The organism is Methylobacterium sp. GC_Met_3, from assembly GCF_026540775.1.
GTDB lineage: Bacteria > Pseudomonadota > Alphaproteobacteria > Rhizobiales > Beijerinckiaceae > Methylobacterium.
Genome location: NZ_JALNUL010000005.1, coordinates 73,986 through 87,624 on the forward strand (window position 1 = coordinate 73,986; position 13,639 = coordinate 87,624).

Annotated in this window: 28 protein-coding genes; 11 read left to right on the plus strand and 17 right to left on the minus strand. The window is 67.3% G+C overall.

Annotation, left to right across the window (positions count from 1 at the left end; all coding sequences use genetic code 11):
• The 16 genes from OXS27_RS09265 to OXS27_RS09340 form a co-directional block, all read right to left on the minus strand.
• Positions 1-747 (minus strand): hypothetical protein, encoded by a 747-nt coding sequence (locus OXS27_RS09265; RefSeq protein WP_267355689.1) that lies wholly within the window; start codon positions 745-747, stop codon positions 1-3.
• A complete protein-coding gene (locus OXS27_RS09270; RefSeq protein WP_267355690.1) occupies positions 710-1,585 on the minus strand; it encodes a hypothetical protein in 876 nt (291 codons plus the stop codon). Before OXS27_RS09270 ends, OXS27_RS09265 begins: the two co-directional genes overlap by 38 nt.
• A 504-nt stretch (positions 1,586-2,089) precedes the next feature.
• On the minus strand, positions 2,090-2,500 hold the full coding sequence (locus tag OXS27_RS09275) for a hypothetical protein (RefSeq protein ID WP_267355691.1): 411 nt from the start codon (positions 2,498-2,500) through the stop codon (positions 2,090-2,092).
• 122 nt (positions 2,501-2,622) lie between these two features.
• Positions 2,623-3,156, minus strand: coding sequence for a hypothetical protein (locus OXS27_RS09280; protein ID WP_267355692.1), 534 nt, complete (start codon positions 3,154-3,156; stop codon positions 2,623-2,625).
• Positions 3,153-3,632 (minus strand): hypothetical protein, encoded by a 480-nt coding sequence (locus OXS27_RS09285; RefSeq protein ID WP_267355694.1) that lies wholly within the window; start codon positions 3,630-3,632, stop codon positions 3,153-3,155. The genes OXS27_RS09280 and OXS27_RS09285 overlap by 4 nt, the downstream gene beginning before the upstream one ends.
• A complete protein-coding gene (locus OXS27_RS09290; protein ID WP_267355696.1) occupies positions 3,629-4,480 on the minus strand; it encodes an MT-A70 family methyltransferase in 852 nt (283 codons plus the stop codon). The genes OXS27_RS09285 and OXS27_RS09290 overlap by 4 nt, the downstream gene beginning before the upstream one ends.
• 106 nt (positions 4,481-4,586) lie before the next feature.
• The gene (locus OXS27_RS09295; protein WP_267355698.1) at positions 4,587-4,787 is read right to left on the minus strand and encodes a hypothetical protein; all 201 of its coding nucleotides are present in this window, start codon (positions 4,785-4,787) and stop codon (positions 4,587-4,589) included.
• Positions 4,788-4,791: 4 nt separating this feature from the next.
• Entirely contained in the window at positions 4,792-5,679 is an 888-nt protein-coding gene (locus tag OXS27_RS09300; RefSeq protein ID WP_267355700.1) for a TAXI family TRAP transporter solute-binding subunit, read from the minus strand.
• Between the two features lie 9 nt (positions 5,680-5,688).
• Positions 5,689-5,988 carry a hypothetical protein gene (locus OXS27_RS09305; RefSeq protein ID WP_267355702.1) on the minus strand — a complete coding sequence of 100 codons (300 nt, stop codon included), beginning with the start codon at positions 5,986-5,988 and terminating at the stop codon, positions 5,689-5,691.
• Between the two features lie 10 nt (positions 5,989-5,998).
• On the minus strand, positions 5,999-6,229 hold the full coding sequence (locus OXS27_RS09310; RefSeq protein ID WP_267355703.1) for a glycogen synthase: 231 nt from the start codon (positions 6,227-6,229) through the stop codon (positions 5,999-6,001).
• A complete protein-coding gene (locus tag OXS27_RS09315) occupies positions 6,226-6,477 on the minus strand; it encodes a hypothetical protein (RefSeq protein ID WP_267355705.1) in 252 nt (83 codons plus the stop codon). Before OXS27_RS09315 ends, OXS27_RS09310 begins: the two co-directional genes overlap by 4 nt.
• A gap of 280 nt (positions 6,478-6,757) precedes the next feature.
• A complete protein-coding gene (locus OXS27_RS09320; protein WP_267355706.1) occupies positions 6,758-6,931 on the minus strand; it encodes a hypothetical protein in 174 nt (57 codons plus the stop codon).
• 1 nt (position 6,932) lies between these two features.
• A complete protein-coding gene (locus OXS27_RS09325; RefSeq protein WP_267355708.1) occupies positions 6,933-7,124 on the minus strand; it encodes a hypothetical protein in 192 nt (63 codons plus the stop codon).
• 134 nt (positions 7,125-7,258) lie between these two features.
• Positions 7,259-7,597: a hypothetical protein gene (locus tag OXS27_RS09330; protein WP_267355710.1), complete on the minus strand. Its 339-nt coding sequence runs from the start codon at positions 7,595-7,597 to the stop codon at positions 7,259-7,261.
• Positions 7,594-7,812: a hypothetical protein gene (locus tag OXS27_RS09335; protein WP_267355712.1), complete on the minus strand. Its 219-nt coding sequence runs from the start codon at positions 7,810-7,812 to the stop codon at positions 7,594-7,596. Before OXS27_RS09335 ends, OXS27_RS09330 begins: the two co-directional genes overlap by 4 nt.
• A complete protein-coding gene (locus tag OXS27_RS09340) occupies positions 7,812-8,057 on the minus strand; it encodes a hypothetical protein (protein ID WP_267355714.1) in 246 nt (81 codons plus the stop codon). Before OXS27_RS09340 ends, OXS27_RS09335 begins: the two co-directional genes overlap by 1 nt.
• Before the next feature lie 97 nt (positions 8,058-8,154).
• Here OXS27_RS09340 and OXS27_RS09345 point away from each other — a divergent pair, with 97 nt between their 5' ends.
• The 6 genes from OXS27_RS09345 (at position 8,155) to OXS27_RS09370 (ending at position 11,777) form a co-directional block, all read left to right on the plus strand.
• Positions 8,155-8,934: an XRE family transcriptional regulator gene (locus OXS27_RS09345; protein WP_267355716.1), complete on the plus strand. Its 780-nt coding sequence runs from the start codon at positions 8,155-8,157 to the stop codon at positions 8,932-8,934.
• Positions 8,931-9,452, plus strand: a complete 522-nt coding sequence (locus OXS27_RS09350) for a hypothetical protein (protein WP_267355718.1) — start codon at positions 8,931-8,933, stop codon at positions 9,450-9,452. The genes OXS27_RS09345 and OXS27_RS09350 overlap by 4 nt, the downstream gene beginning before the upstream one ends.
• Complete coding sequence (locus tag OXS27_RS09355) at positions 9,449-9,709, plus strand: hypothetical protein (protein WP_267355720.1); 261 nt, start codon at positions 9,449-9,451, stop codon at positions 9,707-9,709. Before OXS27_RS09350 ends, OXS27_RS09355 begins: the two co-directional genes overlap by 4 nt.
• A gap of 45 nt (positions 9,710-9,754) precedes the next feature.
• Positions 9,755-10,060 (plus strand): hypothetical protein, encoded by a 306-nt coding sequence (locus OXS27_RS09360; RefSeq protein ID WP_267355722.1) that lies wholly within the window; start codon positions 9,755-9,757, stop codon positions 10,058-10,060.
• Positions 10,061-10,158: 98 nt separating this feature from the next.
• Entirely contained in the window at positions 10,159-10,557 is a 399-nt protein-coding gene (locus tag OXS27_RS09365; RefSeq protein ID WP_267355724.1) for a hypothetical protein, read from the plus strand.
• A gap of 452 nt (positions 10,558-11,009) precedes the next feature.
• On the plus strand, positions 11,010-11,777 hold the full coding sequence (locus tag OXS27_RS09370; RefSeq protein ID WP_267355726.1) for a GDSL-type esterase/lipase family protein: 768 nt from the start codon (positions 11,010-11,012) through the stop codon (positions 11,775-11,777).
• Here OXS27_RS09370 and OXS27_RS09375 read toward each other — a convergent pair.
• Positions 11,762-12,028 (minus strand): hypothetical protein, encoded by a 267-nt coding sequence (locus OXS27_RS09375; RefSeq protein ID WP_267355727.1) that lies wholly within the window; start codon positions 12,026-12,028, stop codon positions 11,762-11,764. The genes OXS27_RS09370 and OXS27_RS09375 overlap by 16 nt on opposite strands.
• Before the next feature lie 193 nt (positions 12,029-12,221).
• Here OXS27_RS09375 and OXS27_RS09380 point away from each other — a divergent pair, with 193 nt between their 5' ends.
• From OXS27_RS09380 to OXS27_RS09400, 5 genes are read left to right on the plus strand one after another with little or no spacing between them, the layout of a single operon-like run.
• Entirely contained in the window at positions 12,222-12,371 is a 150-nt protein-coding gene (locus OXS27_RS09380) for a hypothetical protein (protein ID WP_267355729.1), read from the plus strand.
• A 1-nt stretch (position 12,372) separates the two neighbouring features.
• Positions 12,373-12,657: a hypothetical protein gene (locus tag OXS27_RS09385; protein WP_267355731.1), complete on the plus strand. Its 285-nt coding sequence runs from the start codon at positions 12,373-12,375 to the stop codon at positions 12,655-12,657.
• On the plus strand, positions 12,657-12,878 hold the full coding sequence (locus OXS27_RS09390; RefSeq protein WP_267355733.1) for a hypothetical protein: 222 nt from the start codon (positions 12,657-12,659) through the stop codon (positions 12,876-12,878). The genes OXS27_RS09385 and OXS27_RS09390 overlap by 1 nt, the downstream gene beginning before the upstream one ends.
• 14 nt (positions 12,879-12,892) lie before the next feature.
• On the plus strand, positions 12,893-13,291 hold the full coding sequence (locus OXS27_RS09395) for a hypothetical protein (protein WP_267355734.1): 399 nt from the start codon (positions 12,893-12,895) through the stop codon (positions 13,289-13,291).
• Positions 13,291-13,638 (plus strand): hypothetical protein, encoded by a 348-nt coding sequence (locus tag OXS27_RS09400; protein ID WP_267355736.1) that lies wholly within the window; start codon positions 13,291-13,293, stop codon positions 13,636-13,638. Before OXS27_RS09395 ends, OXS27_RS09400 begins: the two co-directional genes overlap by 1 nt.
• Position 13,639: the final 1 nt, after the last annotated feature.

The window sequence follows — 13,639 nt, forward strand, 5'->3', positions numbered from 1 at the left end:
TCAGTGGATGTCGGCTTGCTCGTGATCTGGCACGGGCACCCGGAGGCCGATCTGCCGGGCGAGCTCGTCACTGATGGGCAGACGGCCCCAAATGGCCTGGCCGCGGCCCTGTGCCTCGGCCTCGGTGCGGGCGCGCTCGCGGAAACGGTCGTTCACCCTGGCCATCGAGGCGCGCTCGGCGGAGATCTCGTCCTCCGTGCGCTCGGTGATCGCGGACTCACCGCGCATCTCGGCCTTTATCGCCTCCCAGTAGGCAACTGCTCCGGCACGCTCGCCGTCCGTTGCCCCTGTCTCGTAAGGGACAGCGTCCAGGATCGTCTCGATCCGGGCCAGCTCGGCCTCGAACGGCAAGGTCTCGTAGCGGCACTCGGCGCCGACATCGGCCTCGGACGGGCACCCGGAACCGTCCCATAGGCAACGCCAATTCGGGCGGCTGAGGCGTTCGATCGCCCGCTCAATCGCCCATGTGGGCTGGCTTGCGAGCGCCCGAGCGTAGGCGGCAACCTTGATCCCGATCTCTCGATCCGACGCGCCGTAGACCGCCTTGCTGCCAATCAGCAGAAGGATGGCTTGCGTCGACTGGCGTCCCGGAGTGGCCGTGAGAGCTGCTCGTAACACGTCGCGACGCGTCTCTAGTGCGGCGCGGTCTTGGCCGGTGGGCACGTCGACAGCGGCGATGGTTTTGCGCCGGAAGTCGGCAGGGTGATCCTCAAGCTTGTTCGAGAAGACGCGCGTGAGACGGTCCACCCGTTCCGTAGGTGGGAGAGGCATCGCCGGCAGCGCCGAGCCCGAGGGTATCGAGGATATCGCGTGCGTCATGGGGCATTCCGACCATTTCAGCGAGGAGGGAGAGGCCACCGTTGGTGGACCGGCGGGGGTGGGCAGAGCTGGTTGAGGAGGCGCGCCGGGCGGCCCGAGCGGCCTGCTCGGCAGCTTCGCGCAGGGCGGTCTTCAGCATCCCATCGAAGGCAAGCGACCAGTCGGTCTTCCAGGCCTTCGGCTGATGCGCGTTGGCGTGCGACCACTGGCGGATCGCCTCGGCTCGCTCGTGGACGAAGACCCTGTCGAATCCGGCTGCCTCGGCCGCCGCGAAGTGGCGCTCCTCCGGCTGGAAATCGTCAGGGCATAAAACCGCCCGGAGAGAGAGAGCCCCGTCAGGGGCGGCGTCCGCGTGAGCGGACGCGGGACGGCGACCCGGTGCAGAATATGTCTCTCTCGGGGGATTCGGCTTTGGTGAATCCGTCCTTGGTTGGGTTCGTCCTTTGTTAGGAGTCCGTCCTACGGACTCCGGGTCGCCGGACTCCGGCTGGGCGGACTCCAGAGGCGCTGACGCAGCGCCGCCCGCGCCCTCGGTGCCGTCGAGTGGAAGGTCATCCTGAACCTCCTGGCGGATGTTGAAGACCTTGTAGTCTCCACGGGAGAAGGACCCGTTCGCCAGCTTGCGCGGCGGCAGGCGTTGGACCCAGCCCGCGGCGATCAGCTCGCGCATGATCCGCTTCAGGCGTTCGAGCCCGCATCCCCATCGTCGCCGGAGGTCCTGCAGGCAGACCGTCCAGTCGTGCGGCAGGGCGAGCAGGCGCCCCATGGCCGCGATCGCGTCGAGCGAAAGCTGTTGGTCGTTGAGAAGTTCGTTCGGCAGGACTGTGAAGCGCTCAGTCAGGCGCGGGGAGATGATCATCGACCGCCCCCCGGAAGCCGTGTCGATGCGGTCTCAAAGCTGTCGTGATACGGTGCTGATCTGCACATGCGGGCGGTCTTTCCGGACAAAGCTTCACCGTCGCCTCGCGAGGCCTATTCAGCCTCGGGCGTTTGAGGACCCTTCGCCGAAATCGCTGGGCAAGCGCGGCGTTGGATCAGCAGTGGTGGAGAGCTCGCAGCGCGGGCCGGCCGCTCGATCCCGCCGAAAAAGACGGCTTTGGGATCGAGCGGTACGGGCCTGCGGGTCGGGCGGGATGGCTCGGCCGGACCGGGCGGTATCAGTCCAGTGTCGTGGCTATGTCCCGATGCAGGGCGCGCGAGGATCTATGGGGCCGGGCGCGGGGGACCGCGCGGCAGGGGCCAGAGCATGATGATCATGGTGGTGCTGCCCTCAGAGTGAGGTGGCCGACGGGGCGTCGGCCGGCGCGGTCGGGATCGCCGGCACGGCGATCGCGAGCGCGGGATCGACGTCGGTGGCGAGCGTGGTCATGGCGGGCGCGGGAACGTCGGCCGCGCCGGCGCCGGCGCCGGCGCCGATGCGCGGCGTGCCGCCCGGTCCCTGATCAGGGCCGAGGAGATCGAGCCGCCGGAGCGTATCGTTCTGCCGGACGCCGGCCAGCGCCAGGCAGTCGATGATGCCGAGGTTATTGATCCGGATCGCCCTGGACGTCGGTGAGGCGTCGCCTTCCAAGGCGTCGTTCTTGATGCGCAGGTCCTGGGTGATGGCGGACAGCAGCTCTTCCAGCTTGAGACCGGATGGATTGCCGGCCGACATCAGCAGCTTGGTGGTGGGCGTGCTCATCGATGGCCTCGGGAGGGTTGCCGCGCGCAGGCGGAGGGACGGCCGGAGCTGGCTGAGGGGGATTCAGAGTCCGACTCTGGTGGGAGTCTGGGCCGCCCTGCGGCCTGCTCCCGGACGCCACGCTAGGCGTCCGGTCCGGGTGACGCTGGGAGCGTCGGGGGTGGCTGTACAGGGGCATCCAGGCGACCGCGGTGCGGACATTCGAAGTCGCACCACTCTGTGCCAGCGTTCATGCAGGCGCCGTGGTCGGTCAGCCCGCAATCGTCGGCCGGGTCCCAGTCATCCGGCTCCTCGTTCCAGTCGTCGTCGGGATAGTCGAGGTCGTGCTCGTCGAGCTCGCGCCGCGCCTCGGCCTCGACGCGGACGCGGCAGGCCTGGCAGACCCGGTAGACCGGGCCGCTCATCCCCTCGTCGTAGTCCCGCGCCCACGCGAGGTCGGCCGCCTCGCGCTTGCACCAGTCGCAGGCGCCTGTGTGCGCTTCCTCGGTCGCCTCGTAGGCGCGATCCGCATCCGGGCATTCCTGGCACATGAGGATCGTCTCGAATCCGAAGCTGTCCGTCTCGCCCTGGACGTTGGCGACGGCCGCGCGGTCGGGATGTTCGTCGCACATCGCGCCATCGGGCAGCGGGTGGCGGCGTCCGGGCAGGCCGCTCATGGCGCGCCTCCTGTGGTCGATGGCGAGCCGTTGGCGGCAGCCAAGCGCATGGATTCGCGCACCAGCAGCTCGGCGTAGAGCCGGCGTCGCATCGGGGCGCCGAACGAGTGGTAGGCCGCGATCTCGGGCGGGTAGACGAGCGCCAGGGCCGCGATCGCACGGGCCTCGTCGGCCTGCTGCGCCGCGATGCTAGCGTGATTCGAATCGAGACCGGCCGCCAATCGCGAGAGATGATTGGGGATCGAAGCCAGACGCTCTGCAGGCTCGATGTCGAGCTCGATCGTGGTCCGATCGAGCGCTTCAGCGAAGCGGCTTAAGCCGGCGAACCGCTCCTGGCTGAAATCGCCCGCAGATCCCGAGCTGAGGCGTCGGAGCAGCCCCGCGCCGGCGGGGCCGGGCGGCGCACCTGCGGCCGCGGCGAGGGGCGTGGCGGCGAGCAAGCCGAGGAAGTGGCGGCGCTGCGGATTCGCGCTCATTCGGCCGCCTCGCTCATCGCGGGCGGGGCAGCGTACAGATTCTTGAAGTCCGGCCGGGCGAGCCGCTGGAAGGCCTCACCGTAGGGCGGGTAGCTGCAGGCGCGGACCAGGTCGTAGAAGCCCTCGGGCTTCTCGCTGTTGGCCCCCACCGGCCAGTCGTGATCGGTCCGGACCGAGCGGGCGGGGCGCAGCGTCCGCAGTTCACCGCGGACGGCGAAGAGCACGTGCTCGGTGCTGTTGCGGAAGTACCGGCCCAGCCCGATCGTCGACTTCGTCCAGGTGTGGACCGTCTTGTAGGCGAAGCCCCAGCCCGCGATCAGCTCGAAGGCCAGCCCGAGCGTGTTGTTCGTCGCCCAAAGGTAGAGGTGGCAGTTCTCCTCGGCCCAGTCCGCGACCGGCATCGCGCGAATCTGGTCGAACGGCATCGTCGCATAGTCGTGCCCGGCTGCTCGGGAGATGTTGTCCTCACCCCACGGCGGGTCGACCACGAGCGTGCGGAAGCGACCGGCGACAGGAGCGAGCGACAGGACGCGCTGCTCGTCGAGAATCCGGTTCAGCTCCTTGCGTGCCGAATCCGGGCCGCCGGCCTTGTCCATCATCGCCACGAGGTGGCCGAAGCGGTCGGGGTCGGCCGCCGCGGCCTCGGCGACGTCGAAGATCTTTCGCAGGGTCCGGCCGGTGATCCCGTACCGCTCCGCGGCCCGGTCCATCGCCAAGGAAGGTCGTGAAATTTTCACGCCCTTCCCGCCCATAGAAATGCGCGCGCGGGCCTGCTCCTGCTCCTGCTCCAACAGGGGGCGTGCCGACACAGCGATGTCGCTCGGCTTCCACCGCGACAGCTCACGCATGAACGAGCCCTGATCCGGATTGGGATTACGAGTGGGGATGGCGCGCGGGGAAGCACGCCGGGGCGTCATGCCGGATCGAATCCAGGCATGGGCGAACGGGCCGACATCAGATGAACCCCCGCCGCAGCGGCACGCGCAGGGCCTTCTCGGCCGCCCGGCCCTCGCGCCGTGCCTGCCACCGCAGGGCGATGAGTAGCCCGAGCTGGACCGGCGCGGTGAGCAGCGCGGCGAAGCTCGGATGCACCATGATCGCGGTCACGACGACGACCGCGATCAGGAGCCAGAGGGACGGGGAGCGGGCGGCCATCGCGTCAGTTCTGCGGCTGCGCGATCGCCTGGATCTGCGGCTTGGCGGCCGTGAAGGCCCGCAGCAGACCATCGTAGGGGCGCTCGTTGGCGTTCACCCAGGGCAGCGCGGTCACGAACAGGGCGTCGACCGCGATCGTGTCGAGCGCCTTGGTGCCGAACACGAGGCCGCCTGGCTGGATGCGCGGGTACGTGCCGGCCGGGATCTCGCCGTAGTCGTAGACCGGCTGGCCGCGGGCGTCCTTGGCCGAGCCCACCATCTCCCGGTCGTCGGAGCGGACCAGCACCACGCGGTCACCTTGAGCCTGGGCGTCATTCTTGATGAAGGATGCGTTGAGCGCCCCAACCCAGAGCGCGCACTGCACCTGGCTACCGTCGGCCACGGCCGAGAGCGCGCGCACGCCCGAGCGGGGGTCGATGTTGACCGGCCCAAAGCGCTTCTTGTCGGCGAGCGCGAACGCGTCCCACGTTGTGCGGCCGCCCGAGCCATCGGGGCCTACCGCCACCGTGGTCGCCTTGCCGAGGTCCGTGATGCGGGCGATGCCGGCGGCCCGATTGCACAGGAGATGCACCTGCTCTTGGTAGAGCACGCCGGCCCGCTCGATCGTGGACAGCGCGGCCGCGTTCTTCGAGCTGTAGACCAACAGTGCATCGGACTGGACGAAGGCGCCGTCGCATTGCCCGGCGCTGACCTTGTCCAGGTTGTCGAGCGAGCCCTGCGTCGGGACGACCTCGACCTTCAGGCTGCTGGCCTTGCTCTTCAGGATATGGCCAGCGCGGAAGTAGTTGCCGGATTCGGATCCGGTGCAGAGGCGGAACGCGGGCGGCTCGGCCGCGAGGGCGGCAGAGGAACTAGCGAGGACGAGGGCGAGGGCGGCGAGCGAAGCGCGCATGGGCGGGTCTCAGGCTTGGGAAGGGAGGGCTTCGGACGGGGCGGCGGCAGGATCGCCAGAGCCGCCGTTCTTCGAGCCATTGCCTACGGTGGGATCGGCCATGGGGCCTTCGGCGATGCCGACGACGGGCTCGTAGGCGGCGAGCGCGGAGCCGGACCACCACGCCTCGGTCAAGCGTCCATCGGCGGCGCGGTACCGAACGAAGTAGCTCGGCGCACTCTCCAGGTAATCAGCACGTCCTGAGACGTAGCCCTGCTCGGCGCTGCCGATGAGTTTCACTTGCTGACCCAGTTCGAACTGGAATGTCATAGGTCTCTCCTCAGGCTCCGGGTGGGGGGTGAAGGTCGGTGTGCTGGCCGCGGGACCAGAGACGGCGGTCCCACTCCGTCGGCGGGCAGATCGCGTCGGCCGCTGCGCCGTGCCGATCGGCATCGCCGACCCGGCGGTCGCGCCAATCGCGCAAGCCGCGGATTCGCGCGTTCGCCCATTCGATGTCGCGGTGGGCGAACCACTCCAGGAAGCGGTGCCAGTGGAAGGCGAGCGGCCTCATGTGCCGGCCCTCCGCTGCCAATCCTCGGCGAGCATGGCGTCGATCGCCTGCCGCTCGGCCAGGAGCTTGCGCTTACGGTCCTCGCGGGCGAGGTCGTCGAGCCACGGCAGCGGGGCGGCCATGGCGCCGACCACGAAGGCCAGCCCGTAACGGTTGAGGATGGGCCCTACGTAGTCCAGCGACGGTTTGGCCTCGCCGGAGAACCACTTCTCGACCGTACGGACTGGCGCGTCGATGGCTTCAGCCACGCATTGCGCTGGCTTGACCGGGTGGAGCTTGTGCCACTGGTCTACCCAAAGTTGGGGTTTAATCACCCAACCGCGGGTCTCATCAGTCCCAGACTTCCGCATATCCTTCCTCGACACTGCGGGTATCGAGGCGGTGGTTCGAGCCAAGCGGCCGGACTGCGGGAACGAGGCGCTCCCGCTCATGGGGCGCCCCGCGAAAGGAGGTCGGTACTGTGCAGATGATCGCGCGCCGGGGCTGCCAGGCTGTGAGGCGTGCGAGGGAAAGCGGGGGCGGTTCGCGTCATGCGGGCCGCCCCGTAACTATGAGGCCGAGCGCGATCGCGCCGGCCGCGGCGCAGAGCGCCCAGAAGATGGACGACAGTCCCACCTGCAGCGGCAAGCGCAGGGCCTCGTCGATGAGGCCGATGCTCATCAGCGCCAGCGCGGTCGCGGGAAGGAGGAGCAGGAGCGCCATGTCAGGCCCGCTCCCGGCGGTAGTGCTGGACGACGTCGATGCCGATGTAGAGCCCAGTGGCAATCGAAATCGGTACGATCCAGGCGAGCCAAGGCGCCACCGTGCCGGCGCGGATCAGCAGCACCAGGAACAGCGCCCAGGCGAGGTCGATCGCAGCGAGGGTAAGGCCGTAGGCAGCGAGGCGCGCCGACATCAGGCGCCTCCCAAAGGAGCCGGAGCCCGAAGGCCCCGGCAAGTCGAAGGGAGGAAACGCCCACCATGGGCAGGGGTACGGCTTGCACATGGCGTGCTGGCCGAAGCGGGATGCGTCCGGTGAGCGCGCACCATCTACACGGCCTCCGGATCGAGGACGGTGGGGATTGGCTCGGCGCCGTACGGCAGGAGCTTGGTCTGGACCTTCGTTCCGTTGGCGAGGATGCCGACCGCGTCCTGGCGGGTGGGGAGCGGCACGCCGACGGCCGCGGCGAGGTCGAGCGTCAACTGCTCCCGGCTCGGGATCGCCTCGCCGGGGAGCTTGGTACGGATGTGCCAGAGGCCGAGGATGAAGCCGGCGCCGCGCACGAGCTGCTCGGCGTTGAGCGGGAAGCCCGAGAGTGTCGGTACGTGGTGTCCGCTCGGCGTGGTGGGGCTGCCGCAGTAGGGGCAGCGGTTGCGGGCGCCGGTCATGCCGCGGCTCCCTCGGTGGGCGCGCGGCCGAACGTTGGCGGCTCGGGGATGTCCGCAGGCCAGTCGGGCACGAGCTTCGAAATGGCCGCGCCATGCTGAGCACAGTACGCCTCGAACTGGGAGCGGCTGTTCAGCTCTCGGTGGATGCGCGCGTCGATCCGACGGTCGAGCCAGCGGGAGAGGCTGCGGGAGAGGCTGCGGATGGGCCGGCGCATCAGGCGGCAGCTCCCTCGGTGGGGGCGAGGAGGCGCTTGGCTTTGCGTTCGTCAGATTGGGTTGCCCAATCCGAGAGCCCAACCCTGCCGTCGGTGGCGCGCTCAATGCGCACGATCGTCGACGCGTCCGGTTCGCGCTCGCCGTACTTCCACTTTTTCACGGCGTACGAGCCGCACTCGCCGAGGCGTTCAGCGAACGCCTCGTCGTCGAGCCCTTCCTCGCGCATGTAGTCGAGCAACCGCATGGCTGAGACGATTCCCCAAAACGGGGATCCACGTCAAGTGGAGTCTGCCCCAACTTGGGGAGCGACGCGCGCCCGCTGTTCGGCGATTGTCCCCGCTATGGGGAAAACGACCCGTCCAAACAACAACCTGAAACGGCTGCGCGAGGCGTCTGGCATGACGCAAGAGCAGGCGGCGACAGCATTTGGCCTGTCGAAGGGCGGGTACATCAAGATCGAAGATGGGGATCGCGGCCTGAAGGCCGAGCGTATCGCCAAGGCGGCAGAGATTTTCAAGGTTCAGCCAGCCGACGTTATTGGCGAACTAGGAAACCTTGGACCCGACACCTCGCCAGCATTTGAGGATGTTCTGCTGGAGCGTGCCCGCGCCGCAACCGCGGATGCGAGTCCCGACTTTCTTCCGGTCGTGGGCGAAGTCGCCGCAGGCCGATGGCTGGAGATCGACGATTTTGTGGACGAGCCGGCTTTCGATCCGGTGCCGGTCCGCGCAGACCCGCGCTGGCCGGCCGAGCACCAATACGGCCTAGTGGTGAGAGGCGAGTCGATCAACAAGTTCGCGCACGATGGTGACGTGCTCGTCTGCGTCTCCGCGATCCCGACCCGCTACCAGCCCAAAGACGGCGACCTGGTCATCGTGGAGCTGCGCCGCAATGCCGGCCTGCTCCGCCAACGTACGGCCAAACGGTACGTACGGACGGAAACGCACGTCGAGCTCTGGCCCGACTCCGATCACGAGCGCTGGCAGAAGCCAATCATTATCCCAAAGGGGCTGACGCCGCTGGAGTTCTTCCTGGAGGAGGAGGGCGGGGGCATCGAGGCCGAGATCGTCGCCTTCGTGACCAGCGCCGTGCGCCAGGTTCAGCGTTGGAGGCGACCATGATGCCTGGCGCAAAGCGCTTCAGGATCAGATGGTCTTTTCTCGGCTCGCTATCGATCCTTTGCGCAACGCCGGCCTGTGCGTGGGATGTCGGCATGCCGGCCGCCGAGGTGGGCGCGCGCGTGACTGCCGCCTCAACGAGGATCGGCGAGCACGTAGACTGGGGTGCGGGCACCTGCGGTGAGCCGAAGTATCTCAAGGGTACGTGTGTCTGGGAACTCGGATCCCAGCTGTCGTTGACCGCCAACACGATCGGCCCGCAGTCGGCCGCGACCATGATCGTCAGCCGCTGGTCGCACTTCGACATGCGGGATGCCACGACGCGCAAGGTCTTTGATCAGGCCTGTCGCGCCCTGGTGGCGGCGCTGCGCCCCGACTGGCCGGCCGCGAAGGTCGCCAAGTTCACGAGCGCGCTGATCGGACCAGCGAAGAAGGACCACGAGGTGAAAGCCGAGGGCATCGCCTTCGCCTTCTACACCTATCCCGAAACCCTGACGTGTGAGGCGCAGCCGGCGACATGACCCAGCCCACGCCCTTCCGCCCCGACAAGGCCGCCTACCTCCAGCTCGGCGAGCTCCACACCGACTTCATCCTGCCGATCTGCCTGCCGGATCCCGAGCTTCAGGTCGGAGACGCCCTCGCCGTCCTGGTGGTGACCACCGTGGAAGGACACCGGGTGGGGGTGCCAATCGGGGTGAATGCGCTGGAGCACCTGCGGGGGGTCGTGGAGGCGGGGCTGCGGGTGATGCGCGAGGGGCACGCGGACGAGGGGCAGTGAGCGCAATGCCAAATGTTTCGACGCCACTGCGACTCTGAGGATCAGATGGATATCACTCCACCAACCGATCCTATAGCGCGGCTGGAACTTACATTTGACGAAGCTGCGAAGTTTCTCACCGAAGTTGCGCCAAAATGGAGCTGCCAGATCTGTGACAATAAATCCATAACGCTGTACGTTACTCAGCCGGACGGGAGCATTCCTGCGCACATCCGACTTGATCAAGCGGGCGGTGGCTTGGTCGCTTTCCGCTCCTTTGCGGGGATCTGCGATAGATGTGGCTTCGTACATACCTTTGATGTTGGTCCTCTCCTGCGCTGGAGAATGGCAAAAGCCGGAGACGCGAAGTGAGCGGCTTTCGGCGTCCGACAGAGGCTGATGCTGGCGCGCCAGCTCGGGTCTTGCCGTTCCCAGGAGGGCCTATCTCGCGCGAAGGCGGCGGTGATGGTATGCCACCCGATATGGAACGCGTCTGGGATAAGCTGCGGGAGCACGACGATCGCTTCGGCAAGATCGAGGCGCGGCTAGAGAAGATTGGCGATCAGATCGGCCAGCTTCATCTGTGGATGGCCGGTACGGCAGTAGCGACGTTTCTCGCAATGGCTGGGCTGATGGTCGGCCTGTGGTCGTACAGCGCTACCAGCAATCAGACAGCCCTTGCGGCGATCCAAACAATACTTGCTGCACGGCCGCCCGAGCCATCCTCGCCTCAGCAGCCTACTATCATCGTTGTACCAACGCCCGCCCAGCCGGGCGCGCCTGCGCCCGCGCCCCAGGAGCAGCCGAAGGGCGGTGGTGGTGGGGGGAAGCTTCAAAAAGAGCTGATGGCTCCGGTCACGCCACCGTAGCCCATCAGAACGGCAGCTGATCCGCCAGACCCGGCGGTACCTTCCCGAAGATCGCCAGCGTGATCGGCTCTCCGCCATCGTCGTAGTCCGGATCCACGACGTGCGGGTGAAGGCGGCCGCGCCGATGGCTTCGCTCGGCGGGGCGCCGCAACTGTGCAACACGCCTTATGTGCATCGCTGCCGCCGATCAGCTCGCTCCGCCTTATCGTTCGCCAAAATCTCCTGAGCAAACAAAATTGTCTTTCGGAGATAATGCCGAGCAAATGCGCCTACTAGCGAAACTGTGAAGTGGGGCAACGTTACGACTTGGCCCAGATGATGCAACGGTGCCGTTACGATAAACATATCGTGGTATAGCAGCTGGCCGCCTTGTATTTAAAAGATTTGTTGCCGGCACCACGTCGTGGCCGCATGGCTGTTAGCTTGCCGTGCCGGTTTCCCTGTGAGTCTGAATGACCGTTCTGGCAGTCATTCAAGGACCGCTGCGGTTTCTTCTGCAACGCGTGGAGCGCTGGTCGCTGGTTATCCGCTCGGCCATGTCGTTATCTGACCTTCAGAAGGGAGCGGGATACGCTTCTCCAGAGTGTACCCGGATCCCCCACACCATCATTCCGGCCTCTCCACACAGTGTATTGGCTGAAACGTCTCATCAGCGTCAGACGGCAGAACTGCAAACGACCGGAACGCTAGACATTCTGCTCGTAGGTGACTCGCTCGCCGAACATTGGCCAGCCTATGCCTGGCATCCATGGGGAATATATAGCTTAGGCGTCGGCGGGGATTTGACCCAGCATATCCTGTGGCGCTTGGATCAAATCGTTTGGGGTACTTGTCGGCCGAAGCGCATCCTCATCGCGGCCGGGACTAACAATCTACTGTTCGGCGAGAACCATGCCGACGTGGCCTCCGGCATTGAGGCAATCGCGGAAAGACTTGTTGCCGTTCACCCGGCCGCTGAACTGTTCGTTCTCCTGCCTCCTCCGTTCGGTCTCGATCTGCGGCGCGCTGATGAAGAGCGCCAGCGCTTGAAGGCACGCCTCAACGCCTGGTGCGGCCACCGACTGATAGATGCCGACGCGGCTTTGCTGGCGGGAGGTCGGCAGTCGAGCCCGAACTACCAGCCGGATCTCGTGCACCTCACCGCGCGTGGGTATGAAGGCCTCACCGATGTAGCGCGAGCTGCCTGCGAGCGGGCCAATGGTGATCAGAACGGCAGCTGATCCGCGAGCCCGGGCGGCACCTTCCCAAAGATCGCCAGCGTAATCGGCTCTCCCCCGTCATCGTAGTCCGGATCCATGACCGTGCGGGTGAAGGCGGCCGCGCCGATCGCCCGGCCGAGGCGAACCTTCTCTTCGGCCACCCTACAAGCCTCAGCTACTCCCTTGCGTTCGATGTAGCGGCCTTGGGCGAACTTGCCTTTCAGTAAGATAAACAGCTGCACACCGTGGGCGACGATTGGCTTCAGGGCCATGGGTGTTCCTCAGGACTGCGTTGGCCAATGGGAACGCTAGATTAAGAACAAATCAAGAACGTTATCGAGGGCCTGTGGATGAATGTGGATAGGTTCTGAGGACTGTCGACGCATCAATTCCCCATAATGGGGTTGACTGCATTCCCCGTTTTGGGGAGGATGGCCCATCGCCCCTTGCGACGGAGCCGCCCCGGTGCTCACCGCCTACCTCGACCACCTCCAGCACGCCCCGGCGGCCATCCAGGTCGCGAGCTGCCTGCTTGGCTCCCTCAGCGTTTTCGCCGCGTGCTTCGCGCCGTGCGTGATCGCCGATCACGTCCGCGTCTACCGGGCGAGCCGCTGACATGGCCGCCTCGCTCCCCCGCGGCACCCGCATCGGCCGCCCTCGTGCGGACGGCTCCCTCGTCCCCGGTACCGTCCTCGGTCCCGCCTTCGGCGAGGGCTTCTATCGCGTCGAGTTGAGAGGCAGCGGTGGTCCTCAAATCGTCTGCCTCCACGTCGGCGAGGTCGTGATCGAGCCGGCCTTCGGCGATCTGCGCGCGATCGCTGCGGCGATGCAGGCGTGTGATCGCGCTGCGGCCCCTGTCGCTCCGGCTGTCGGCCCGCGCCGTCTCGTGGGAGCGTTCTGATGGCCGCCCGCCCGCAGAACGTCTCCGGCGACCGCGCCGAAGCCGAGCGTGCCTTCAACTACGGCCTGACTTCCCTCGCAGGCGTGGCGCTCGGGATGGCTGACCGGCTGGGCGCCGACACCCAGGCGAACGCGCGCAAGCTCGCCGAGGCGATGGAAGCCGGCATCGGCCAGCTCGTCACTGCGCGTCGCCTGCTGCTCCAGCGCGCCGGGGTGCTGTGATGCGAGCGCTCCGCATGAACTTCCCGGGCCGCGTCCGCGAGGCTGCGCTCGATCGCGCCGAGGGTCGCTGCGAGCACGTGGATGCCGACGGCAACCGCTGCCCCTGCGCCCTCCACTCAGGCCACTACGAGTTCGCCCATATCCTGGCCGACCGCATGGGTGGGCGCCCGACGCTCGACAACTGCGCTGTCTGGTGCACGCCCTGCCACCGTGCCGAGTACGCCGCCGACGCGGCCAAGATCGCCCGGCAGCGCCGCGTGGAGAAGCGCGAGCGTGGCACCAAGGCGCCATCTCGTCCGATGGCGGGCTCGTCCTTTTACCCGACCTCCCGCGGCATGGATGGGCAGGTGCGTGACCGCGCCACCGGCGCCGTCCTGCCCCGCCGCGGCTCGATCGACGTGCGGGACTTGTGATGGCCGTTTCCGCCCACTCCCCCGAGCCCTGGCATCAGGACAGCGCGCGCCCCGAGATGGTGTTCGACGCCGTCGGCCGCCTCGTGGTCGATTGCGATCATCATGGCCTCGCGCCCCGCCAGCGAGCCGAGGCCAACGCCGCGCGGACCGCGGCGGCGCCTGATCTGCTGGCGATGGCCCGCGCGCTCGTGGAGCCGTTCGCCGACGTCAGCTCGGAGTTCTTGGCCGAGTGCGCGGACGAGTGTCCCGGCGATCTGCACCTGATCGGCGGGCGCGGGCTCACCGCGCATTTCGCTCGAGCGATCCTGGCGGCGCGGACCGCCATCGCAAAGGCGGAGGGTCGCTGAC